The organism is Nostoc sp. CENA543 (assembly GCF_002896875.1).
Lineage (GTDB): Bacteria > Cyanobacteriota > Cyanobacteriia > Cyanobacteriales > Nostocaceae > Trichormus.
Genome location: NZ_CP023278.1, coordinates 5,313,817 through 5,338,546, shown reverse-complemented (window position 1 = coordinate 5,338,546; position 24,730 = coordinate 5,313,817). Strand labels below are relative to the sequence as shown.

The following is a 24,730-nucleotide window of genomic DNA, read 5'->3' as shown; positions in this document are numbered from 1 at the left end:
TTCTCGATCTGGAAGGTACTTGTAAGATTGTAAATGAGCCTTCCTCAGTTAAGGGTTTTCACCTTTGCTATGATTCGTGGCTTATTGCCGTTAGGCGTTGCTCAAATTTTGGGGATAAGAATCACCCTCCCGCAATACTGGATGATTCGTGGCTTATTGCCGTTAGGCGTTGCTCAATTCCTAGATTCCCGATGTCGGGAAAAATAAGTGTAAGGTGATTCGTGGTGTGACTTGAAGAAGAAATTGGACAACTTTGGAAGAAGATAATGGACAACTCTGTGACTTAAAGGAAAAGACAGACTCTGAAATTCTGATTCTTATTTATACGGGTGATCACAGCAGAAAAACCCATCAACAAGCAATAATTGACCGCAAGTTGAAATACCTGGTATTAATTGACCGTCTCTAGGTTTACCAATAAAATTAAGTATATAGATGAAATTATAGTTACCTCTACTTCAGTGTAGGTAAGAGGTATCTCTAGTCTTTCTTTACTGATGGCATATAGAGTAAACCAGCCAGAGAGGCTAAAAGTTTGGCTCCTTATAACGAAGCGGACACACGGGCAAAGCTGATAGATCCCCAAATTAAATTATCTGGTTGGGGTGAAACTCAAATTGAACGTGAACACTATTTCGTAAAGGGAGAGGCTGTTACTTCTGGCAGAATTTACTTGATAGGAGAAGAATCACGTCGCCGTCAACCTTGGCGAGTAGATTACCTGCTGCGTTACAAAGGGCAGATGATTGCTGTATTGGAAGCAAAGGATGAGACGAAAGCGGTAGATGCTGGCTTGGAGCAGGCAAAGTCCTATGCCAAAATGTTGGATGTTCCTTTTGCTTATTCTAGTAATGGACATGGATTTGTAGAGTTTGATTTCTTCTCAAATCAGAGTTGTGAATTGTCGTCTTTTCCAGCACCGGAACAGTTATGGAATCGTTGGGAGAATTACCGCAGGAAGAAAGTTGCGCTCACAAGTAACCGAGTGGCTGATGTAAAAGGCACTTACATAACTAAACCACTTCAGCAAAACAACCCCCTACTTCACCCCTTCTGCTCTGCTGCTATTTGTGGTAAAGAACCGCGCTATTTTCAAGAAGTAGCTATTCGCCGAGTCATTGAGCGAATGATAACTTCTCAAAAGCGTATTTTGTTAACAATGGCAACGGGAACTGGTAAAACTTTCACAGCTTTTCAAATTGTATGGAAACTTAGAAAATCAGGTTGGCTGAAAAAACCTATTCTCTTCATCGCTGACCGTATTCCGCTACGTAACCAAGCCTATAATGCTTTTTCTCCCTTTGCTAATACACAAGCTGATCCACGCGGAATAATTAGGGGAGGCAAGTTTAATTACAACCGTGATTTGTACTTTGCCCTTTATCAAGCACTGGATGCAGAAGACAATGGCAAGGCTTTATTCAAAAGTATTCCGCCTGACTTTTTCGGATTAATTATCATCGATGAATGTCATCGTTCTGGTTTTGGGAAATGGAATGCTATCCTTCAGCATTTTTCAGGTGCAATTCAATTGGGCATGACAGCAACGCCCAAACAAAGTGAAAGTATTGATACTTATGCTTATTTTTGCTGTGAGGAACCAGAAATTCCCCTTGATTATGATGATCCATCAAAAGGAAATTGGCAACCACCTGCTTACAGTTACAGCTTAGGTCAAGGGATTGAAGATGGTTTTCTGGCAACTTATAAGGTGCATAAAGTTCGTACCAGTGTTGATAAGGATGGACTTCATGTAGAAGATGCACAAGTTCAGGGAGCAGAAATCTATGTACCTGAAAATTCCAGGTTGCGCGATACTTATTTAACGCCACAGTTTGAGCGAGAAATTACCTTGCCCGATCGCACTGAAACTATGGTGAAACATCTAGCAGGGTTGCTCAATCGCTTTGGAGCGATCGATAAAACAATGGTCTTCTGCGTAGATATGAGCCATGCCAGATTGGTTGCTCGTCTCCTGCAAAATGAATTTTCTAGTCTTGGTTATTCAGACTATGCAGTACCAATTATTGCTGAGGAAGGAGAAGCCAGTACCTGGTTAGAACAGTTTCAAGATAGCGATCGCAGAACACCAGTTGTTGCTACTACTGCTGAACTTTTAAGTACAGGTGTTGATGTTCCCTCGTGCCGGAATATCGTATTTATGAAACCAATTTCTTCACCAATTCTCTTCAAGCAAATCATTGGTCGAGGTTCACGGGTTGATTCTACGACTGGCAAGGAGTGGTTTCGCATTATCGACTATGTAGGTGCTTCCCGACTGTTTGATGAGTGGGATCGTCCACCTGAAGTACCAACTACTGAAATTACAGGCCCAAGAACAAGTATTTTGGAAGGAACTGTTCTTCATGCTGTTATAGGCGACTTAATAGTCGGTGCTGCTGTGACTGTGTTAATTGGTGCTAATCAACAACTTGGCCCACTCCGCACTAACGATGACGGGTACTTCCGCTTTGAGCATCTGCCAGCAGGAACACTTCGCTTGTCTGTAACTGGTACTAAGTTCCGTCCTCGAACAGTCACAGTTGAAACAGAACAAGATATAACTCAAACAGTTGTCATTGAGCTGAAACCACAAGAAGCACCTATTGGTAAAATTAGCGTTCGGGGTTTGGAAGTCACTATCGCTGATGAAGCAACTTTTCTGGTAGAGTCTACGGGTGAACAGTTAACTTTGGAACAATATTTAGATTACACGAAGGCAAAAGTTGTAGGGTATGTGCCTAAGTGGAGTCAACTCTATGAAATTTGGACAGATGCCAACCAAAGAGAAGCTTTTTTGGAAGAACTGGAAGCAGCAAGCATACACATAGAGGTATTAGCAGAGGTTTTATCTCAACCTAAAGCAGACCAATTTGACTTACTAGCACATCTCGCCTTTAACAAGCCAGTTCATACCAGGGATGAGCGAGTTGAAGCATTTCTAAACTATGAACAACGATTTCTTGAAGAGCGAACCCCAGAAGCGCGTGAAGTTATCTTAGCTTTGCTCGACAAATATCGCTTGGCAGGTGTACAAGAAATGTTTAATCAAGTATTCCGGCTTTCTCCTTTTCGGGAAATGGGGCAGGCTCCAGGAATTGTTCAGCGTTTTGGTACAATTAACCATCTGCGACAAACATTAAATGAGGTGCAAAGTCGCCTTTATCAAGAGGAAACTGGGTGAGTAGAGAACAACTAACGAATGACATTTGGCGAGCTTGTGACATATTACGCCGCGACGACAACTGTGGTGGTGTCATGGAGTATGTCGAACATTTATCTTGGCTGTTGTTCTTGAAATTTTTTGATGAGCAGGAAGCAATTTTTGAAGTAGAAGCCGAACTAGCAGGTAGAACTTATAAGCGAGTTATTGATGAGCCTTATCGCTGGTCTAGCTGGATACCCAAGGCTTTAGGTCAAAAAATAGGAGAGAATGGTCGTCGCTCCACGCCAGAATGGGATGGCGAAAAGTTAATGCAGTTTGTGCGGGGAGAACTGATATCTTATTTAGCTAGTCTATATGGTTCATCGGAACGTGAGGTTATTGCTGGGATTTTCAGCGATCGCACTGTAATCGTTTGCGCTTCACCCTATAACCTTAAAGATGTGCTGGAAATTGTCGATAGTATTGACTTTAAAAATGCTGATGATATTCATACTGTTTCCCATATTTATGAGGACTTACTAAAGCGACTAGGAAGCGAAAATAAAATGGCAGGGGAATTTTACACACCCCGTTCAATTATTCGTTTTATGGTAGAGGTAATTGACCCTCAAATTGGGGAGACTGTTTATGACCCTTTTTGTGGTTCCTGTGGTTTTTTGGTAGAAGCATATTTACATATGCAAAAACAGGAGAAAACAACTAAAGACCACAAAATTCTTCAATATGACACTTTTGTAGGGCAGGAGAAAAAAGCACTACCTGCCTTGCTTGGTACTATGAATATGGTATTGCATGGGGTTAGAGTTCCCGATATACGCCGACGCAACACCCTGGCAGAAAATTTAAAAAATGTCTCAGAGCGGTTTGATATCGTTTTAACAAATCCTCCATTTGGAGGCAAAGAAAATGCTCAAATTCAAGAGAATTTTCCTGTAAAAAGTAATGCTACAGAACTGTTAGCAGTTGAACATATTATCAAAAAACTAAAATTATCAAGTAAAGCACGTTGTGGTATGGTCGTGCCAGCAGGAACACTTTTCAGGAGTGGAGCTTTTGCAACAGTTAAGCAAATGCTGCTGAATGATTTTAGCTTATTTTTAGTAGTGAGTTTACCGCCTGGAGCTTTTGCACCTTATTCTGATGTAAAAACAGCACTGTTATTTTTTGAGCGTTCCCGTGCTACAAAAGAAGTGCTTTATTATGAAATGCCACTACCTGAAAAATTGAAGAAATTTAGTAAAAATAACCCCATTACAGATGAACATTTTGCTGAAACAAGGCAAGTTTTTCAAAAATTACTTGCGTATCGTCTGGCAAAAGTTACCCAAGAGGAATTTACTAATAATAGTTGGTTTGTAGATAGAGAAAATCTGGTTGAACGTGAATATGATTTATCAGCTAGAAATCCTCATCGCTTGGAGATTGAAAATTTACCGCATCCATCAGAATTGACTGCTAGAATTCTTGAAAATCAAAAGAAACTTCATGAGAAGATAGAACGCCTTCATAAACTTGTAAGTGGGCAAGAGGAGGCGTGATACTTAAGATGATAGTAGCAAAATCAATTAAATCTTTGTGGAGACTACCAGAGAAATGGAGTTGGATAAAAATAGGAGATTTCCTAAAGCTTGAGTATGGTAAATCCCTACCAGCTAGTAAAAGAATATCAAGCGGAAATTATCCTGTTTTTGGTTCAGGAGGTCAAATAGGTTTACATAATAAACCCCTTACAAAATCGCCTACAATAATTATTGGGCGTAAAGGTTCTATTGGAGCAGTCTTCTTTTCTGAAAGCCCTTGTTGGCCTATAGATACTACTTATTATGTAGATAATTTTTCTTTACACATTTATCCAAAGTATTTATATTTCTATCTAAAAATAATTGGTTTGGATAAGCTGAACAGATCTGCTGCTATACCAGGTTTAGGCAGAGATGACGTTCATGCACTTCCTATACCTATACCATTAGTAGATCAGCCTACTTATTCATTAGAAATTCAGCGTAGAATTGTTGCACGTATAGAAACACTACTAGATGAAGTTAAAGACTCTCGCAACCTGATTAATACAACTCGTCAGGATGCAGAGCGATTATTATCTATCGCACTCGATGAAGTATTTACAAATCTTAAATCTGTTATTAAAATTTTACCTTTATCGGAAGTAGCTACAGCATTTAATGGTCGTGCAAGCGGTGAGGGTCATTCCAATATTAGAGTATTTAAAACTAAACACGTCTATCCTCACTATTTGCGCTTAAATAATCCTTCTTATATGAAATCTGAACAAGTAACAAAAATGCCTCAAGATAGATATATCCAACCAGATGATGTATTGATGGCAAACATAGCAGAAGGGACACTAGGGCGTGTAAGCTACGTTCAAGAATGTGAGAATTTTTGGACAGTTGATACACAAATTATGATTCTTCGTTCCAAGAATAAGTCAAAATTATTAGGTAAGTGGCTCTACTATTATCTATGGTCTGAACAAGGTCAACGACAAATTTTGTCTAGAAGAACCGGTATTGCTTTTGCCGATAAACGAGGGCAAACGCATATATATCCTAAAAATGTCGTGGAAATTTCAGTACCGTTACCACCTATCAATCAACAACGCCAAGCAGTTACCTACCTAGACCATATCCAGCATGAAGTTGATGAAATATTAAAAGGTTTAAAGCAAGATGCCAAATTATTTGATTTACTTGAACAATCAATTTTAGAGCGAGCTTTTCGGGGAGAATTGTAAAATATGCAAACAGTCCGCGATTTGCTAAATCAATTATGGTCGGAATTTCGCAAAGTAGGAATTTCTTATGACCTTGCGATTATTGAGCATATCGCTGCATTTCTACTTGAAATTAACGAACTAAAATTTCCTGACGAAACATTACAGCCAAGAAAGCCAAATCATCCAAATTTAAATACAGAAAAAATTAAACAACTCCTCACTGAAGCAGCAAACACAGCAGGAGGATATGCAAAACTCTTAGACCGTCATATCATATTTTCTTTACCTAATATGCTTGCAGGTGGAGGCTACCCTACACCTAGACATATTGCTAAAAGCATGATTTCTCTTGCCCAAGTTGAGTCAACCCATAACGTAGCAGATTTTGCTTGTGGTAGTGGTGGATTATTAGTAAATTATGTGTCTTCGATGACTTTAGGTATTGATATATCTTCAGAATGGGCAAGAATTGCTTTTGCTAATGTTAAACTGCATGGATTTAAAAATACTATCATTCTCAATGAAAACGCGCTACAAACATTTAATAAACAAGGCGAAATCTATAATTTAGCAATTGATAGGATTTTAATGAATCCCCCTTTTGGGGAAAAAATTGATGCTAAGTTAGCAGAAACAAACTCAAAACAAAAAATTGGCAGTCGTAGTGAAACTGTACTCTTCAATCTAGCATTGCAAAAATTATCTTTCAATGGACGTGCAGGAGTTTTAGCTCCATCTGGAGTTTTGTTCAGTAGTAGTACAGCCGAGAAAAATCTGCGTCATCAATTAGTTAATGAAAATTTTCTTGAAGCAGTAGTTTCTTTTCCAAAAGACGCTTTTCAACCCTATAGTCCTCTGCAAACTCATTTGCTGCTATTTAGCAAAGTAGAACCCTCAGAACAACACCTAACTTGGTTTTTTCAAGTCGAACAAGATGGTTATCCGGCAGGTAGAGGACGCGATTTAACTCAAGAGCCTTCTCAACCTAGTGATTTACCTTTTTTAGAAGCAGTCTGGACAAAATATAACTCTGATTTTGATACTTTATTGCCTGATGAAACTAACCCACAACTTGGTATTAAATGGGTAACAAATGATGAAATTTGTATAGGTGTAATTTGTCAAGGTATAGGAAATAACCTAGAAAATATTAAATATCAACCTTTCGATTCTCAAACAGGTCAAGAATCTCCTCTTTTACTGGTGGAAGTGGGCGCAGATCCTCCGCATCAGCGAATCAACTTGCAGATACCCTTAGATTTCTTAAATAATTCTGATAATAACGAACAATTAGAAACTGAGGAAGAAACAGAAACCGATATAGATATAGAAGAATTAAAAGCAGAAGAAAAAGCCAAGCAAGTAATTCAGTTACTTTCGCATCCTGTCAAAGCTGTAGCCATTTCCTTCTCGCCACAAAAAGAAATCGCTGGTCTAAATCAGGTAAAACTGCTAGGGGCATCTGTTGCCAAATCTGCAATACAAGAACAAGCTTATGACCTGCGTCCAGAAACCTATATTAGAACTCAAACTGAATCAAATACTATTGAATCTCCCACAGCCCTTTTAGCAAAAATTTATCGCAATCAACGACAATTAGCCCAACGTATTGATAATCTTTTTGGTCATTTAGAGTCACCACCAATAACAACCCAACAATTACCTTCTCCCCTGCAAGCAGAAATTCAACCTTTTGGTAATTTAAGCCAAGAACAAAGGAAAATTTGGCGGAAAGTATGTGAAAAAACAGAGATAGTGACTGATAATGAAATAAATAATTATCATACAGCAGCACTATTTACCCTTGAGGAATTAAGTAATCCTGATGTAAATGAAACAACAGATGTTACTCGCTCAACTATTGACCTTTTAGAACGTATGGGGGTTATAGTGCCTGTAACCATAGCAGACCCAAAAACTAATGAACCCCTCCTGTTCTATCGTCGCGTTACCCAACGAGATGTATGGGATTTAGACTCAGGCACATTAAATTCAGGGGAGGAAAGCAGATGAAATTACATCGACTTTACCTGGAAAGTTATCAGGTTCTACGGAATCTAGAAATTGATTTTAGTCCACGAACAGAAAACTTTTTAACTCACCCCCCTTCTTACAGCCTAGATTTCTTAGTCGGTGTCAATGGTACTGGCAAGTCAACTGTATTGCGGGTATTATTTGATCTAATGCGAAAGCTAGAGCGTCATGCTCCCATTGAGTACGGTTTTGAATTAGAGTATGAATTGGGAGAAACAGACACTAAACGTTACATCAAGCTTTCCAACTTTCCAGAAGAAACAGAATTTGCAGACTTAGACACTGAGGAAATTTTACCTCTTGGAGAACTGAAGGTTTGGGAAGACAACACAGAAGTGCAACTTAGCCGTAGTGTTTTACCAGAAATAGTTGTTGCTTTTACGACAGGTAGCGAAACAGCTTGGAAAAAACTTGATGAAATTCAGCCTCTTAGTGGTGGATATTTAGACGCAATACAAGAATTATCTTTACTTGACCGAGCAATAGGAGAAATACCCGGTAAACCACTTCGTCTTGATACCTTAGAAAATTTCCAACCAGAAGAAGAAAGTCAATTCCTATTTATTGAAGCTCATCAACTTTCGCTTGTGACTCTTTGCGGGTTATTAGCCGACATAGCTCAAAACCCAGAAAATAGGCGTTTAGAAGAAGTACTGCAAGGAACGAAGAAAAATACTGATAAGGGCGCGAATATAAAGGCGATTGCAGGTTTTTCTCTGAAGTTTCGGTTGACTCAAGGTACAACAAGCCAAGCAGACAGAAATGAGGTAGAACGTCTGGCAAACTTTGCAACGCGTAAATTACGCTTAGGTAGTGACTATCTACTAGTATTTGACCTGACAACTTCAGGAAATTCTACAGCCCAGACAATAATTCAAGAATTTTCCAGTGGTCTACAACTTTTTAGAATCTTATGTCCATTAGGTAAAATCGGTGATGATGGTCAGTCCGTGTTAAGGGAAGTCAATATTTTTTTAGAGCGTTCTAGTTCGGATAGTGATGATCATGAAGAACAGGATGACCCACCTTTACTTTTGCTTGACTGGTTAAGTGACGGTGAGCGTAGCTTTTTGGCTCGAATGTGCTTGTTTACACTATTAGGTGAAACTGAAGCTTTGATTTTATTAGATGAACCAGAAGTTCACTTCAACGATTTCTGGAAACGTAAAATTGTTTCTCTCTTAGATAAAACTCTCGAACAAAGACAGAGCCACGTTTTAATTACAACACACTCTAGTATTACCCTCACGGATGTGTTAGAAGAAGATATTGTCATCCTCAAGCGTCCTGCAAGTTATACTAACAACGCCAAACCACCTGACCTCAAAACCTTTGCGGCAGACCCAAGTGATATCATGGTTCATGTTTTTAATGCGCCACATCCTGCTGGTCAAAGAAGTGTCTCATACATTCAGCGCATACTATTAGAAGCAACTAATGGAAACCTGGAAGAACGACGACAAACTTTGGAAAATTTGCTCTTAGTGGTTGCTCAGGGTTATTGGAGTTATAAAATACGTCGGGAGTTGCTAGAAATAGAGCCAGAATGATTCATGATGTTCATTTACCAGACTTAACCCGTGACCGACTGACGGATGTTGTAGTTTTACAAATCTGGCTGTTATTTTACGCAGCTTCTAACTCCACTTTAGACCAAACTAACTGCGGCGATCGCTTAAATCGGTGTCACAGATTCCGTGGAAGAGGAGACAAAATAGCTAAATGGATATGGCAAGCAGCAGAAAGCAGACTCAAACCTCTTCAAATTTTTGCACAAGATTCTACTCCTAGTAACGAGAAACGCAAATGGGTAAAGCAACTTGCTTGTGAAGCATTTCGACTTCTTAAAAAACCTAGTGGTATCATTGAACCTCTCGATCCTCAAACCATAACTTCTTGGCAAGAAGCAGCATCTGATTTTTTAATTGGGTTCTACGAAAACGTTTTACGAGAAGCTGCTAGTCCAAGAAAAAAAACCCCTGGTTTTCCAGAATATATATTTTCCGGGGATAATCCCTCTAGCTTTGGAGCGCAAGACTTTTTAACAGCATTTCAAGTCAAAAATTCCAGATTATCTATTTGTCCTGCTTGTGATGAAACCAAATACAGTACAAAAGCAGGAGATATTAAAACAGACATCGACCACTATCTACCTAAAAGTAAATATCCACATCTAGCTTGTCATCCTTATAATTTAGTTCCTAGTTGTCTTCTCTGTAATCAAAGAATAAAAACAACAACTGACCCTTTGACCTGCAAAAGAATTAGTCTTGGTACTAGACGTAGACTAGAAGATATATTTAGCTTATATCGAGAACCTGGATTGTGGAATCAAACTTATTTAGAAGTTAGCCTCAAAAGTCAAAATCTCCCTACACAAATAGGATTATTAAAGCCAAAGGCAGGACTAAATATTGGTGATAGGATAGATGCTCTACAAGAAACTTATCGAGTACCAGAACGTTGGAGCGAACAAGTAAATGAAATAGAACCACTTATTTATCGAAAGATTGAAGCTCTACTAAATGCGTTCCATGTTTCTTTGGATGACTCACAAACTCTACTTGACTGCTTCGATTATTTCCTTAGTACAGATTATATAGAAGAACGGGGTCAACAGCCATATTCCATTGCTAGAGCTTGGCTGTTAGCTACATTAATCAATGAAACTGAAGAATTTTTGAATAATTCTTCAACTTCTGGATTAAAATCATCAGCTTTGATTGATGAACTAAAACTTAGATTAGGGCAAACAATAGGTAACTTGTCTATAGAAGAATCAACTACAGCAAACCGATTCAAAACACCTAAAGCCCTCTCAAGCATTAATAATGGTAGAAACTGGAGAAAATCTGCTTATAATAATGTTGCCTTATAAAAATTATTTTGCTTTATTTAAATAATCTTGTGATTTCTTTACTCTTGATTACATATGATGCTAAATATCATTCGCAATAATCATGAACCCCTTGACATCTGACAAAAATGGACATTATTTAATAATTGAAATCTCTTTTTAGTAATCAATCTTTCTACTCAACTGTCACGGCTCTTTAATGGCTTAGATAAACATTACAATTTCAAGAAGTCAAGAATCTTTGTGTTGTTGATGCTCTACCTGAACGCTGTAATTAATAAACAACGCAGGAATAGATATGTTTAGAGCATTTGCCAGCTTTTCAATGGTTTCCAGCGAAGGATTTAGTTCACCTCGTTCCAGGTTTGAAATGTAAGTACGGTGAAGCCCAGCCTGTTCTGCAAGCTGTTCTTGCGACAAATCCAGTTCACGTCTACGCCGCCTAACTGCTTTGCCAAAGCGTTGTTTGATGTCTAGTTCATTATTTTCACTCACTGCACAATCTTCAGAAAGTGCAGGAAACTTGTCTATAGATTATAAATAAACTTTTGTAGTGTATAAATAACATTAGGGAATAATTAACAAAAACATTTATGCCTGAGATACCCCTTTCAATACCGCCTGTAGCCTTGCCAGAGCGAATCCCTCCAGTCTTACCCCAACAGAGATTCCAACTAGGTGAGTGGGTACGATGGTGGCAAGTACCCAATGGCGACTTTGGTTGCATCATTGGAGTTATCTATACCCACCAAGCCAGTTGCATTCTCACTGGGTTACACTACTTGGTTCTTTTAGATGAACGTAGCCCCTCCCATGAAATCTGTACCTGCGACTTCGCCTTTGAGGAAGATATCGAATCCCTAGACCAGTCATCCTTAGAACAGCTTAGGGGCAATTATGTCTGAAACTCAAAAATCACAGAAATTGCTAGAACTGCACAACCAAATGTTCATCTCCCCCCAAAACTTTAGCTACCGTTGGGGATTAGGTTATGAAGAACTAGCCAAAATCTGCTCCATCTCAAAATCCACCACCTATCATTGGCTAGGTGGACAAGCCAGTCGCCGTGCTGCTGGATTACCTTACCAGAGAATTATGGCTGTCGCTGACTTTTTACTTGCCAACACGGAGGTCATTCAACCTCTGTTGGAACAGTGGCATCAGTCTCAACCGCCAAATTAATCAGCCAGTTTTTGCAAATTGACAAAACTTTTCTCTATCTCCTTGACCAAGCCAAAAAGCAGATAGTAGGGTGCTTGTTATCGTCACCAGCAACCAACTGATTCATGAACCGCGCCACTCAGGACTCTTACTATCTGCCCTTTAGTATTGAAATCACAGAGAATCATGTCCTGATTTCTCGCATGGCTCTCCCGCTTCAGAATGCCATCAGCTACCTCAAACAATTTCCCCAGTCAGAATATGAAGATATTTGTCTCGATGCCTTTGAGTTGGGATTTCTCTGCTTGCAAACTACTCAAGCTCGTAACGGCAACGAATTAGTCAAGCAGCAGATGGAATCTTTATTGGTGGAGTTTCACCAAGCTGTCAAAGTGATTGCTGAATCTTTCCAGCAAGAATTGGTTAGTCAGATTGGCACAGATAATGGTCAATTATTAGCCCCACTGCAATCCCAAATTAGTCAAACTTCAGCTATTCTCACAGAGAAACTCAATAGCGTCAGCACTTTGCTGACACAGGACATCGACCCTGCCAAGGAAACCTCTGTTGTTGGTCGCTTCCTTCAAACATTACGTCATTTATTAGATGCCAAACGCTCAGATTCTATTCAAGGGGCATTCAAAGCAGCATTAGCAAATGTCACTACTGAAAACGGTACTTTGGCAGTGACAGTGAGAAATGTAGTTGCTGAGTCTATCAAACCCTTGATTGAACAGGTGGAAAAACTGACTCTAGAAATCCACGACACCCAGGTGACACAACAGGTACTTCAACAGACAACAGCAAAAGGTATTAGCTATGAAGAATTAGTTGTTGGTGAATTACAACAAACTTGGTCAAAGTCTAATGGCATAGAGGTAGAGCATATTGGTAACGATAAGGATACAGGTGATATTCTCGTCAAGTTCACTAGCAAATCCCTAGCGGCAATAGAACTATCAATTGTAATTGAAGCGAGAAACAGACCTTCCAAGCCGTTTGGTCGCCAAGCAATTGCTCAACACTTACAGCAGGCGATGCTGCGGCGTTCTGCAAATGCAGCAATTTTTTTAAGTTATTCCCGTGAGGGACTAGCACAGGAAATTGGTGATTGGGCAGAGGGTGTGACTGAAGCTGGTTACTGGATTGCTACAACTCAGCCATTTTTGATTGTTGCGATTCGGTTTCTAGTCATTCAACAACGAGTGAATCAACTGCGTACTTATCAGTCAAAGATAGATGTGACTGTTATTGAACAGCAGCTTGAACAAATTCGCACAGCTTTGGGGCGTATTAGAACTATCAAAAAATCTCTGACGGAAATCGAGAAGGGTGTATCTGTAATTAAAGCTGAGGCAGATGCACTGAGTGCAGATATTCAATCAGCTCTGAAATCAATTGAGCAAGCCCTGAGTTTCATTCCAAGCGAAGGTATTGGCTAACAGTTTAAGTGGCATACTCCTGCAATATTTATTAGCCAATAACCCAACCAGTATTTTTTAATTCAGCAAATGATTTAAGTTATGGGGTATTAAACACACAGTCTAAATGAATTTACAACTTTAATTCCAAACTAAAATTACCGAACAATGTCTTGCCCAATTCCTGAAAATCTGACCCAAACAACTGGGATACACTAATCTTCGCCTTCTCACACACAGGAATAATCAACTTCACCAAATGATAAGGTTGACTTTGATTTCTTGTTGAAGCTATTCTCAACGACTCCATAACTCCCCCTAAATCTCCCAATAACTTCACATCCTTGCCAATTGCTTGTTCAAACACTAACAAAATTAATTGTAATTTTCGGGTTAACTCGATTGGGATGGGTTTATATCCTAATTGGGGAGTAAGTGCAATTAATTCGCTAATTCCTTGAATATTAACTCTATATTTCTCTATTTCTGCCTCGCCTTTAATTTCCTGTCCTAACCACCCGTAACAACGAGAACAAAATCCCGCAGGTGAAAACTTAGCAATCATAGGTAAACGCGAACCACAACGAGGACATTCTTCTACTAATCGCTGTTTGTGAATCAAACAAAATTCCACATTCTTAAATGACCATAATAATGGTTCATAGATAGTTTTGTTCTCCTGCATCCACTCTTGCCAACAACAAGGACACCAAGCGCGATAGTTCCGAAATAACCCCTTGTCATAAATCATTCCTTTCCAGCTTAAAAGGGTCAAAAAGCGTAAATCCCGACGCATTGTTAACTCTTCTAAGACAGTGACTAACTTTCCTGTCATTTCTCGCATTCCGTTGATAGCTGGTTTCGCGTCGCTATTTCCCAATAAGTGACTCAGATTTTTTACCAATAGCTCAGATTTATCCTCATCTTTGAGGATAAGTGGCGCAATTTCTCCCATAACGAGCTTTTGAGAGGTTAAACAATGCGCCTGGGCTAAACGATGGAGATAACTACTAAGACTTTCTGTGTAGGGAGTTCCCACCGCCACAGGTTCAAGACAAAATAAGCGACTCCGTTGCGGGATTTCTAGAGATTTTGGACTCCAAATCTCCTCATAAATACTCATCCCTCTTGATTAACTCCTACTAAGTCTCTTCCTACCTTACGTTCCCCAACTTTGCTACCTTTTTTCTCTGGTTGAGAATTGGTAAATTCAGGATTTTCATCTTTTTGCTCGTTCGTATATAGATTAGCTAAACGGCTTTCTCCTGCTTTTAACTCTTCTTGAATTGTTCTTCGTCTTCCTGCTGATAATTCCCTCGCTTTAAAATCTTTCATCCTCACTGTTTTAGCCCCCTCATCTAACGCATTTTTGAGAGCGCGATACCACCAACTTTTAAGAATGCCCACACACCCTATCGAGTATTTCATAAAATATTCCCAATGTTCCTCTAATTGGGGTTCATTTTCAACTGGCAAATACTGTTGTAAAGTCTTAATTACTTTAATAAATTCTTGTTGATCTTCCGGTTTAGTCAGATAGTAGGGAGGTAAATAATAATCTTCACTTCTTCTTCCCACTTGACCATTGACTTCTTGACATTTTAAAAGTTCATAAGTTCCAAATAAAATATGAACTGTTTGAGTTTTATTAGCCAGTGACTTAAGCCAGTTCATTTGAACATTTATTTGTCTTCCTCCCGCAACATCAAATAAGTGCTGTGCTTCATCTAAGGTATAAGCTTTTAATTGACGGTGTAGAAAAACCTTTTGTATTGTTCGACGCAAAGCTTTAGAGTTTCTTCCTTCATGATCTCCTATTAGGTTATCTGAGTTGTCATCCTCTAAATCAACTCCATAATTTTCTTTATAATCAATTAAAACTTCCTTCAAAGATTCCAAAACTTGAATATAGTAGTTAGAATAGTTAAACTTTCCTGCTTCAGCACCATCTACCTCGATTCCTCCTACCACTAAACTTCCTGGATTAGAAATAATTTCGTCTGCAAAATGTTTAAGCAATCGTTTTTCAAATTCTGCTTTTAACCGTGATTTTCCTACCCCTGTTACCCCAAATACTAGATAAACTAAAGCATCATCCGGTTCTATAGCATTTTTTAGTAGCTGGTCTAGAACCAGTTTAATATTGCGATGAGGAACAATTATATCTTTAAAATACTTAAGTTTATTATCAGTTGGTGCTTGTAAAAATTCTTGAGGGAAACGACGATTTGTAACCATTACCACAATTCCTCTTCAGCAAAAGCCTTAATGTCATCAGGATTAAATTTTTTGGGTAGACTAGGCTGTAAACTCTCCTCTTTTAAATCTATTAAATCTAGATTTTTTTCTATTGCTTGACTATCTTGATATGAATGTTGTTCAGTATTTAATGTATTTAATAATACCGCACTACTCAGTTTTCCTTCAATTAAATTGAAAACTAATTTAGCAGATTGATCTCGACGAATTTGTAGTATTAATTCTTCATGCTCTTCCGCATTATTAAGTAAGTCCACAATCTCTTTAGAACCTACATATTGACTTTGATTATAGATTTGCCGTTTTCGTCTGCAAATTGTTGTGGCTATTGCTACTGCCTTCTCTGAATGTCCTTGAAACTTCATATAATAATTAGATAAACACTTTACCCAATGATTATTAACATAGGCATAAGTAACACCATAATCTAGTGGGTCATAGCGAACGGGAATACATTGATTCTCAACACTGTAAAATTCATCTGTCCAATAATTTTGATAGTTGACTCTAATTCCTTGACCAGGAATAACTTTGGCCATTCCTTTATTGTTCGTCGGTAAAGTTAAAATCTTGAATTGCTCATCATATTTAATATATTGATGAGGGCGATGTCCCGTTTTAGCTAACCCTAATTCAAAAGCCTTTTGAGGTGACATTCCTTCTAAAGCAGGATGTTCTGCTTTATCATAAACTCCATAAGCATAACCAAATGCCAAATAATCGTATAATTCTTCTAAATTCCAGACAGCTAAACTCTTGGGATTATTTGCTTTTTTAACGAGGCGGACGTGCTTCATGATTTGGGTATTCCCCCTCAAATTATTAATAAATTCAGTATTTTGTGAGCCAAACCAACGTTCAATAATTGAACTAAATTTAGGGAAATCCTTGGGACGATGCTTTTTGCTGGCTTCAAAACGCGCTAACAATGTCTCAAAATAAGTAGAACTAAACTCTTTTCCGTTATCCACAACAATCCATTCAGGAAATCGTCCAAACCGTTGTACACAGATGCGAATAGCCATCATACAAGAACGGTAGCTCGGATTATCAAAGGTAAGGTATAAAGCTAAAATCCTCCGACTATAGGCATCAATCATGCCTGTTACCCAAGGTCTGCCTAAATTTTTGCCACTATAGGGGCATATACACTCAACATCAAGCTGTGTATGGTCAATATGAACAATTTCGAGCGGGCGATCTCCATGACGGGGAGTGGTAGGTTGAATTAACCAAGGCCCCAACAGATTATTTGCTGCACGAGATCCCATTCGTTTTTTAGTTTGTTGATAGCTGTTTCGTTTTTTCACTCTCTCGTAATAAAAGGTATGACTGGGAACAGGAGAAATTCGTCCCACTTTCTGCCATTCATCCTTTAAAAATTCATACGTCTGCCAAACATTTTTTTGTTTAGAAGTTTCATATTGTTCTTCAATCACTGTATCAATAAATTCTAAGTCTTCATCAGAATAACGGGGGGTTGGATTGCCTTTATATTGGGGAATCAAGCCAATAAACCCACATCCGTATTTTTGTTGGGCTTTTCGATATTTTGCTCTCCAGTCGCGTAGAGTTCGTTCTGATAAATCGTATTTTTGAGAATTATCAGCTTCTTTTCCTAAAAAATGCTTAATAGCTGCATAACGATAATTTGCAGTTTCTAAGGCTTTAGGACTGGCCTCTAGAAAGTATTGCCATCCTTCCTCATCTAAAGTTGTGTGGTTTTCTGTCTGAAGATTACTAATTTCTCCTAATTCGATTAATTGTTGAAATTCTGCATAAGTCCAGCGAATAATTCCTTGTTCTCCTCTAAAAATGATTTTACTTTCCCCAATATGGTCAATGGTGAGGCTTTTTCCATCTAACAAAAATGATGACCCCACTTTAAGTTCAACGATCGGCACATTGCTGGATACAGGTTCACAATAATCGTGAGTGGCCGTGATATAAGCTTCGGCTGTAGCTTGATCACGGAATAGATGAACTTTCTCTTGCTCCACTAAAGCTACTTCGCTTAAATTCACATAGACTTTTTCGAGGGCAATTAAGGTATTAATATCATCAATAGTGGCATTTTTCGCCTTCTCAAACAGATTGGTGAGGTTAATACCGGGATAATTAACGATAATCTCTTGAACATTGGCTTCTACTTGGTCATTAAGGATATATTGTTGCTTTAAATATCCTTGTTTGTAGGGTTGTAAATATTTCTGATTGCGATATTTGACCCAATCAATTTCACTATCAGAGCGAAGACGATAATAATATCCTAAGCTTTCGATATATTCCTGAACAATGACATCCACCCATTGTTTTTCTATTTTTTGATAGCGATAAGGCTGTTCCTCACTAAGTTTTTCCAGTCTTTTCTCTGTTTTCCACTCTTCAAAACCACAACAATTCTTTCTCATTACAAAAAAATCGGGATAATGACTGATAGTTGTGGCTTGTTTACCTTGTGGTGAGCATTTAATACTGAATTTAATCGGTTGATCCCAATATTCTAAAACTTGGTCGTCATATTCATAAAATTGAGTCATAGCTGGTAATTCAACAGTATGAGACTCAAATTGAATCGTTCTACCCATCTTTGAGCTAGCATAGGGGCCATGAACGTTTCTTCCTCCTCCTTTGACTTTACGAGCAGGAGGGGAAGTTCTAATTTGGTTAACCAAATCTCTTTGTTGTTGGGAGAGCGGCAAACTATTACACCATGCTTGAAAATCGACATCATAGAGCATGGTTATCTCCTCTGAAATTAGTACAATTTTACCTATAAAAACACCATAACAAGTCCAGACTATTTCGGCAATGTCAAACTTTAAAATTGCTATATCGGCAAACTCAGGCTTTAAAAACTGCTTATCTTAGGATATTTGTGGAACTGAGTTACCGGGATTTCAGACAATGTGGTGGCAAAATCAAACTTTAAACTGCGGCAAAACCAAACTTTAAATTACATTAAACCGCGATAAACTTGTTCAATGGGGAAATTGAGGTTAATACTTTTGAGTTCGATTGTGTCGCCTGCTTTGTAGTTGATAATCAACCAATCGCCTGCGTCGTTTTTGTGATACAGGTCGATTTCGATGCTGGTGGAACTGACTAGTAGGTAATCGATTAAGGCTGGGTTTTGGCGGTACATTCGGAATTTACTGCCTCTGTCGTAGGCTTCGGTGCTGGCGGAGAGGACTTCGACGATTAAGCAGGGGTAGGTAATATATTGGGTTGTGGTTTTGTCGCGAACGTCGCAGGTGACGCTGACATCTGGGTAGGTGTAGTTATTTGTGCCGACAATATTGATCCGGAGGTCGGAATTACCAGTTTCGCAGGGGCTATTTTCTAGATGATTGGAGAATAGTGTGGTGATGCGGACAGCAATGCGGCTATGATTTACGCTGCCACCTGTCATGGCATAAACTTGACCGTTGATCAGTTCGTGTTTTTCTAGTTGCTGTTCTTCCCAAGTGAAATATTCTTCGGGGGTTAGGGTGGGGAAGTTTTCTTTGGTTGCGATCATGGTGGGGAAACTCCTGGGTTGGATGACTCGCACACTTTTATATAGAAAAATCTCTGCTGCACTTTGATTTTACACAAATAGATTGATCCGTAATGCCCTACTTTTCATTTAATATTGCTTGTTCATCAAGGAAAGCTTGTAATACCAATTCACAATTCGCAATGGACTTCGTCCCGCTTCGCTAACGCAATTCGCAATTGATAAATCCTGACTTGACAAGGTTTTCTGGGTTTCGATCTGTATCAGAATTTTAGTGAATTGGTATTACTGCTTGTCGCAGACATCGCCGATGACCCAGGTTAAAATCCCTTCTCGGAAGTAATTTACTGCTGTACACAACCAAATTTTGTGTTTCTAGTTCATCTAATTTTCCAACTTCTGGTATGTCTTTGCTAAAAAAGAGACGCTGCAATCCAGCGTCTCTTCTCACGATTTATTGATCAATCTGAACCTGATTTAATTACACAGAACTCAGATGTTTTTCTACCACAGCTTGGGGATTAGCCTCTGGACTATCCGCCTCAGAAGGTGGCACTAATTGCCAGAATCGGGGTAGGAATTCTGACCAGTTTTGTAAGATAAACTTGGCTTTGGGTGAACCTGTACGTTCTACGTGAGCAGTGATTAAATCTTTCAATTGTTTCTCGCCGGCAGCTGTCATCACCCGTTGGAGTTTGACAATTTCTTTGTTAACTAGATCAGGAAATGCGCTGTCTTCTTCTAAGAAGTACGCCAGTCCGCCAGTCATCCCAGCCGCGACGTTGCGTCCAACTTTACCCAACACTACAATCACACCGCCGGTCATATATTCACAGCAGTGATCACCTGCGCCTTCAATGACGGCTACACCTTTGGAGTTGCGAACAGCAAAGCGTTCTCCGCCTAAACCGTTGGCAAATAATACACCACCTGTAGCACCATAAAGGCAAGTGTTACCGACAATGACGTTTTTTGATGGTTCGTAGTTAGCATCAGCTGGTGGTTTAATAATGATTTCGCCGCCGTGCATTCCTTTACCGACGTAATCGTTAGCTTCTCCAGTTAAGGTCAAGGTCACGCCAGGAAGGTTAAACGCACCAAAGCTTTGTCCGACGCTACCGGTGAAGTTGAGGTTAATTTGACCTTCAAAACCACTATCACCATATTGGGACGCGATCGCACCTGCTAATCTAGTTCCTACGGTTCTGTCAGTATTCACAATCGCTAAGTTCTTAGTGACTGTGGATTGATTGCGAATCGCGGCTTGAATTTCTGGGTCAGCTAGCAGTTGATCGTCCAAAACTGGGCCGTTGCTGTGAACTTCTTCATGGACTAACCAGCTGCGGTCAGTCTTGCTATCAGGGAGTTGCAGCAAGCAGTTGAGGTTGAGGGATTGGGTTTTGGTGAGTTTTACGCCTTGGCGGGTGGTGAGTAAATCGCCACGTCCGGTAATTTCTGACAAGGAACGATAACCCAATCTCGCCAGTATACTTCTGACTTCTTCTGCAATGAAGTAGAAGAAATTCACAACGTGTTCGGGGGTACCTGGAAACCGCTTCCGCAGTTCTTCTTTTTGGGAAGCTACGCCCACAGGACAGTTGTTGGTGTGGCAAATACGCGCCATGATACAACCTTCTGCAATCATGGCAATGGAGCCGAAGCCAAATTCTTCTGCACCCATCAACGCACCCATGACCACATCCCAGCCTGTTTTGATACCGCCATCTACACGTAAAATCACGCGATCGCGCAGGCGATTTTCCATCAATACGCGATGCACTTCTGTTAACCCTAATTCCCAAGGTGAACCAGCGTGCTTAATGGATGATAGAGGTGATGCACCTGTACCGCCGTCATGACCAGAAACTTGGATGATATCAGCGTTGGCTTTGGCTACACCTGCGGCGATCGTTCCGATACCGATCTCTGCGACTAACTTCACCGATACCTGGGCTTTGGGGTTAATTTGATGCAAGTCGAAAATTAACTGGGCGAGGTCTTCGATGGAGTAAATATCATGGTGGGGTGGTGGTGAAATTAGGGTAACACCGGGCTTAGAGCGTCTCAACATCGCAATGTAAGGACTGACCTTTGGCCCTGGTAGTTGTCCACCTTCCCCTGGTTTTGCACCTTGGGCGATTTTAATTTCGATTTGTTTTGCACTGGCTAAATATCCAGGGGTGACACCAAAGCGTCCTGATGCTACCTGTTTGATGGCACTAGAAGCTGTGTCACCATTACGTAAGCCGTTGAGGTGGGGTAGGGTGGGGGAGTGACCGGAAGCGTCTACATCATCGAGGACTTTGTAACGTACAGGGTCTTCGCCACCTTCCCCAGAGTTGGATTTTCCACCCAAGCGGTTCATCGCGATCGCTAAAACTTCATGGGCTTCCCGTGACAATGCACCCAAGGACATCCCGCCAGTACAGAAGCGTTGCACAATCTCGGTAATTGACTCTACTTCTTCTACAGGGATGGGAGCGCGATCGCTTTGGAAGTCTAATAAGTCCCGGAGGGCTGTAACTGGTCTGCCTTGGAGATGTTGTTTGTAAACTTCGTAGTGGTCGTAATGCTTCCCGTCTACGGCTTTATGTAAGGCTTTGGCTAGTTCTGGGCTGTTCATGTGGTACTCGCCACCAGGACGGTAGTTATAGAAGCCCAGGTTTTCTAGTTTCTTAATGGTGAGTTCTGGGAAGGCTTTACTGTGGAAGGAGAGGACTTCTTGAGCTAAATCGCTGACACTCAAGCCACCAATACGGGAGGTTGTCCCCTGGAATCCCAGTTGTAATAAGTCGCCACCAATCCCAATTGCTTCAAAGATTTGGGCGGCCTGGTAGCTAGAAAGCAGAGAAATTCCCATTTTGGAGAGAATTTTCAACAATCCTGATTCCACTGCTTTGCGATAGTTAGCGATCGCCTGTTCTAAGCTAATGGCTTTGAGTTTACCCCGTTCCATGAAACTTTGGGTTTTGGGGTCGTACCACCAATCACGCACGGTATCCAAAGCCATGTAAGGACAAACCGCACCTGCACCATAGCCAATTAAACAAGCAAAGTGATGGGTACTCCAGCATTGGGCGGTATCGACTACTAGGGAAGTTTTCATCCGCAAACCTTCCCGAATTAGATGGTGGTGTACCGCACCCACTGCTAATAAGGGAGGAATGTAACTATATTCTGATGTAATGCCACCATTGGCGCGATCGCTCAGGATTAAAATTTTCGCCCCAGCGCGTACTGATTCGGCGGCTTGCTGTTGTAAAGCCTTGACCGCATCTTGTAACCCTGACGGGCCATTGGCAATGGCAAATAGGGTGGATAATTCAGCTGTCCCAAACCCTGAAAGCTTAATGGCTTCTAGTTCTGTTTCTGTTAAAACTGGGGATTCTAGTTGAATTCTTCTGGCAAATTCTGGTTTGGGTGATAGTAAGTTTCCTCTTTCACCTAGTTCCACTTTCAAAGACATCACTAGTTTTTCCCGCAGGGGGTCAATTGCAGGGTTAGTGACTTGGGCGAAACGCTGCTTGAAGTAGTCATACAACAGGTGGGGTTTTTCCGACAGCACCGCCAGAGGAATGTCATCCCCCATACAGAAGGTTGGTTCTGCACCGTTGCTAGCCATTGGGTTAATCACCATGTCTACATCTTCGTTGGTGTAACCAAAGGCGATTTGTTGGCGTAGGAGGGTTTGTTTATCAATGTTGTTGGTGGTCAGATGTCCGTTTTCGGCTGCTTTGTGACCGTTCCCGTTACCATTGTGGGTTGAAGGTTCTCCGACAATTTGTTTGAGGTCTTGGCGATACTGGCGCAACCATTCACCGTAGGGATGTTTCTTGGCTGCACGCTGTTTAATATCCCAATTCTTCAAGATTTCGTGGTTGACTAAATCCACAGCGATCATTTGTCCGGGGCCTAGTCTACCTTTTTCGACAATGTTAGCTTCGGGGAAGTCTACTACCCCTGCTTCGGAAGCTACCACAATGTAGTCATCTTTGGTAATCAGATAACGGGCTGGTCTTAAGCCGTTACGGTCTAGGGTTGCACCGACTTTTTGACCATCACCGAATACTAACAGGGCTGGCCCGTCCCAAGCTTCTTGCAGACCACTGTAATATTCGTAAAAATCAACAATCTCAGGATAATCAACTAAAGATGGTTGATTTTTATAAGCTTCCGGCACCATAATCATTAATGCTTCTTCTGGTGAACGGCCAGAGCGCACTAATAATTCCACTACGTTATCTAAGGTCGCGGAGTCACTGCTATTAATGTTAGCAACTGGTTTGATATCTTCAATGCGATCGCCCCAAATGGGATGCTCTAAGGTGGCTTCCCTAGCCATCATCCAGTTAATGTTACCCAACAGGGTATTAATTTCCCCGTTGTGACCTAATAACCGCATCGGTTGTGCTAGCGGCCACTTGGGCATAGTGTTGGTGCTAAAACGGCGATGGTAAACAGCAAACGCACTCTTATATGCAGGATTTTGTAGATCTTCGTAAAATTCTCCCAAAACTGCTGAACGTACCATGCCTTTGTAGACGATTGTGCGGCTAGATAAAGAACAAATATAAAGTTCTTCGGTGACGCTTTTCGCTGCTTTGAATATACGTTTACGGGCAATATACAGTTGCTTTTCTAGGTCATCCCCACTGTGCGCGGATTGAAGAAAAACTTGTTCAATTCGGGGTTGGTTGGCTCTGGCTTGCACACCCAGTAACTCAGGTTTGACTGGGACTACGCGCCAGCCCAGTACAGTTAATTTTTCTTCATTGGCTATTTTTTCAAATACGGCTTTAGCTTGTTGGGCGACTGCTGCATCTTGGGGTAAAAAGATCATCCCCACTGCCAGATTACTAGAGGAGGAAAAGTCTATCTGTCCAGAGGTATATTCTGTTTGCCATAATTCCCAAGGAATCGCCGTTAAAATTCCCGCCCCATCACCAGAGTCGTAGTCTGCACTGCAACCTCCCCGATGCTCTAAACAGGTCAGTGCTACTAAAGCCTTCGCCACAATTTCATGACTGGCTTGATTTTGACGATGAGCGATAAAACCTACACCACAGGCATCTCGTTCTTCTACTAACCACCTTTGCCCTTGGTAGGTATCCCCTGATTTCATACTTGCTGTGATTTGTTGGTTTAGATTCATCGGTTGATCATTCATAGCCTATTCCTGAGATGTCCTGAGATGTTGAGTCACTAACTTCGCCACTGCTGGTGAGAGCAATTTCCCAATTTTGTCCTGTACAAATACATAAACATCAACGAAATTTTAGAGAAAAAAAATTTTAACTGCGGTTTCTCCTATTGCCCACGTTAAAATTTTGACGCTATTTCTTATGTGTTTATCCTGTGTAAGACAAAATACCCTTATTTTGACATTTTATTTCTTTTATAAAGTTCGGTATTTTCTTCAGTTTTTTGTTTCTGTGGTGAATATAATTTTCAAACAGAAAATATTTTGACAAGCAAGCACAAAACCCTAGTTAAATACTGCATTGCTTGACAGACAGAAACTATCCTGATTTAGTAGCAAAATCAGCGTATTACACTATGGACTCCTTTGACAATTTTCCAGTGTTTTTGGTTTTGATTT

At 40.3% G+C, this 24,730-nt stretch carries 16 protein-coding genes and 1 pseudogene; 10 read left to right on the top strand and 7 right to left on the bottom strand.

Annotated elements, in window-relative coordinates; genetic code table 11:
• Positions 1–33 precede the first annotated feature (33 nt).
• The 7 genes from CLI64_RS30920 to CLI64_RS22190 all read left to right on the top strand — a co-directional run bounded on the left by CLI64_RS30920 (position 34) and on the right by CLI64_RS22190 (position 10,812).
• A complete protein-coding gene (locus CLI64_RS30920) occupies positions 34–207 on the top strand; it encodes a hypothetical protein (protein ID WP_157943308.1) in 174 nt (57 codons plus the stop codon).
• Positions 208–535: 328 nt separating this feature from the next.
• Complete coding sequence (gene hsdR / locus CLI64_RS22215) at positions 536–3,184, top strand: EcoAI/FtnUII family type I restriction enzme subunit R (RefSeq protein WP_103139255.1); 2,649 nt, start codon at positions 536–538, stop codon at positions 3,182–3,184.
• The gene (locus CLI64_RS22210) at positions 3,181–4,704 is read left to right on the top strand and encodes a type I restriction-modification system subunit M (protein WP_103139254.1); all 1,524 of its coding nucleotides are present in this window, start codon (positions 3,181–3,183) and stop codon (positions 4,702–4,704) included. Before hsdR ends, CLI64_RS22210 begins: the two co-directional genes overlap by 4 nt.
• A gap of 8 nt (positions 4,705–4,712) precedes the next feature.
• A complete protein-coding gene (locus CLI64_RS22205) occupies positions 4,713–5,918 on the top strand; it encodes a restriction endonuclease subunit S (RefSeq protein WP_103139253.1) in 1,206 nt (401 codons plus the stop codon).
• Between the two features lie 3 nt (positions 5,919–5,921).
• On the top strand, positions 5,922–7,913 hold the full coding sequence (locus CLI64_RS22200; RefSeq protein WP_103139252.1) for a class I SAM-dependent DNA methyltransferase: 1,992 nt from the start codon (positions 5,922–5,924) through the stop codon (positions 7,911–7,913).
• On the top strand, positions 7,910–9,484 hold the full coding sequence (locus CLI64_RS22195; RefSeq protein ID WP_157943307.1) for an AAA family ATPase: 1,575 nt from the start codon (positions 7,910–7,912) through the stop codon (positions 9,482–9,484). The genes CLI64_RS22200 and CLI64_RS22195 overlap by 4 nt, the downstream gene beginning before the upstream one ends.
• Positions 9,481–10,812 (top strand): hypothetical protein, encoded by a 1,332-nt coding sequence (locus CLI64_RS22190; RefSeq protein WP_103139250.1) that lies wholly within the window; start codon positions 9,481–9,483, stop codon positions 10,810–10,812. Before CLI64_RS22195 ends, CLI64_RS22190 begins: the two co-directional genes overlap by 4 nt.
• A 210-nt stretch (positions 10,813–11,022) precedes the next feature.
• On the opposite strand, the gene CLI64_RS22185 is transcribed toward CLI64_RS22190, so the two are convergent.
• Positions 11,023–11,286 (bottom strand): helix-turn-helix domain-containing protein, encoded by a 264-nt coding sequence (locus CLI64_RS22185; RefSeq protein WP_103139249.1) that lies wholly within the window; start codon positions 11,284–11,286, stop codon positions 11,023–11,025.
• Between the two features lie 98 nt (positions 11,287–11,384).
• Between CLI64_RS22185 and CLI64_RS22180 the strand changes: the two genes are divergently transcribed.
• The 3 genes from CLI64_RS22180 to CLI64_RS22170 all read left to right on the top strand — a co-directional run bounded on the left by CLI64_RS22180 (position 11,385) and on the right by CLI64_RS22170 (position 13,394).
• On the top strand, positions 11,385–11,696 hold the full coding sequence (locus CLI64_RS22180; RefSeq protein WP_225977409.1) for a hypothetical protein: 312 nt from the start codon (positions 11,385–11,387) through the stop codon (positions 11,694–11,696).
• Positions 11,689–11,973, top strand: coding sequence for a hypothetical protein (locus tag CLI64_RS22175; RefSeq protein ID WP_103139248.1), 285 nt, complete (start codon positions 11,689–11,691; stop codon positions 11,971–11,973). The genes CLI64_RS22180 and CLI64_RS22175 overlap by 8 nt, the downstream gene beginning before the upstream one ends.
• Before the next feature lie 104 nt (positions 11,974–12,077).
• Complete coding sequence (locus CLI64_RS22170) at positions 12,078–13,394, top strand: hypothetical protein (RefSeq protein WP_103139247.1); 1,317 nt, start codon at positions 12,078–12,080, stop codon at positions 13,392–13,394.
• A 112-nt stretch (positions 13,395–13,506) separates the two neighbouring features.
• Here CLI64_RS22170 and CLI64_RS22165 read toward each other — a convergent pair whose 3' ends face one another.
• The 6 genes and pseudogenes from CLI64_RS22165 to CLI64_RS22140 all read right to left on the bottom strand — a co-directional run bounded on the left by CLI64_RS22165 (position 13,507) and on the right by CLI64_RS22140 (position 24,298).
• Positions 13,507–14,496 carry a TniQ family protein gene (locus CLI64_RS22165; protein WP_103139246.1) on the bottom strand — a complete coding sequence of 330 codons (990 nt, stop codon included), beginning with the start codon at positions 14,494–14,496 and terminating at the stop codon, positions 13,507–13,509.
• Positions 14,493–15,611 (bottom strand): ATP-binding protein, encoded by a 1,119-nt coding sequence (locus tag CLI64_RS22160; RefSeq protein WP_103139245.1) that lies wholly within the window; start codon positions 15,609–15,611, stop codon positions 14,493–14,495. Before CLI64_RS22160 ends, CLI64_RS22165 begins: the two co-directional genes overlap by 4 nt.
• On the bottom strand, positions 15,611–18,373 hold the full coding sequence (locus tag CLI64_RS22155) for a TnsA endonuclease N-terminal domain-containing protein (protein WP_103139244.1): 2,763 nt from the start codon (positions 18,371–18,373) through the stop codon (positions 15,611–15,613). Before CLI64_RS22155 ends, CLI64_RS22160 begins: the two co-directional genes overlap by 1 nt.
• A gap of 215 nt (positions 18,374–18,588) precedes the next feature.
• Complete coding sequence (locus tag CLI64_RS22150; protein WP_103139243.1) at positions 18,589–19,152, bottom strand: Uma2 family endonuclease; 564 nt, start codon at positions 19,150–19,152, stop codon at positions 18,589–18,591.
• Positions 19,153–19,434: 282 nt separating this feature from the next.
• Positions 19,435–19,537 (bottom strand): annotated as a pseudogene (locus CLI64_RS22145) (IS1 family transposase); the annotation flags it as partial.
• Between the two features lie 75 nt (positions 19,538–19,612).
• Positions 19,613–24,298: a glutamate synthase-related protein gene (locus CLI64_RS22140; protein ID WP_103139242.1), complete on the bottom strand. Its 4,686-nt coding sequence runs from the start codon at positions 24,296–24,298 to the stop codon at positions 19,613–19,615.
• Positions 24,299–24,730: the final 432 nt, after the last annotated feature.

Coding starts and splice junctions, on each gene's coding strand:
- CLI64_RS22140 (WP_103139242.1), bottom strand. CDS start 24,298: ATGAATGATCAACCGATGAATCTAAACCAACAAATCACAGCAAGTATG.
- CLI64_RS22160 (WP_103139245.1), bottom strand. CDS start 15,611: ATGGTTACAAATCGTCGTTTCCCTCAAGAATTTTTACAAGCACCAACT.
- CLI64_RS22195 (WP_157943307.1), top strand. CDS start 7,910: ATGAAATTACATCGACTTTACCTGGAAAGTTATCAGGTTCTACGGAAT.
- CLI64_RS22155 (WP_103139244.1), bottom strand. CDS start 18,373: ATGCTCTATGATGTCGATTTTCAAGCATGGTGTAATAGTTTGCCGCTC.
- CLI64_RS22170 (WP_103139247.1), top strand. CDS start 12,078: ATGAACCGCGCCACTCAGGACTCTTACTATCTGCCCTTTAGTATTGAA.
- CLI64_RS22175 (WP_103139248.1), top strand. CDS start 11,689: ATGTCTGAAACTCAAAAATCACAGAAATTGCTAGAACTGCACAACCAA.
- CLI64_RS22205 (WP_103139253.1), top strand. CDS start 4,713: ATGATAGTAGCAAAATCAATTAAATCTTTGTGGAGACTACCAGAGAAA.
- CLI64_RS22190 (WP_103139250.1), top strand. CDS start 9,481: ATGATTCATGATGTTCATTTACCAGACTTAACCCGTGACCGACTGACG.
- CLI64_RS30920 (WP_157943308.1), top strand. CDS start 34: ATGAGCCTTCCTCAGTTAAGGGTTTTCACCTTTGCTATGATTCGTGGC.
- CLI64_RS22150 (WP_103139243.1), bottom strand. CDS start 19,152: ATGATCGCAACCAAAGAAAACTTCCCCACCCTAACCCCCGAAGAATAT.
- CLI64_RS22200 (WP_103139252.1), top strand. CDS start 5,922: ATGCAAACAGTCCGCGATTTGCTAAATCAATTATGGTCGGAATTTCGC.
- CLI64_RS22165 (WP_103139246.1), bottom strand. CDS start 14,496: ATGAGTATTTATGAGGAGATTTGGAGTCCAAAATCTCTAGAAATCCCG.
- CLI64_RS22180 (WP_225977409.1), top strand. CDS start 11,385: ATGCCTGAGATACCCCTTTCAATACCGCCTGTAGCCTTGCCAGAGCGA.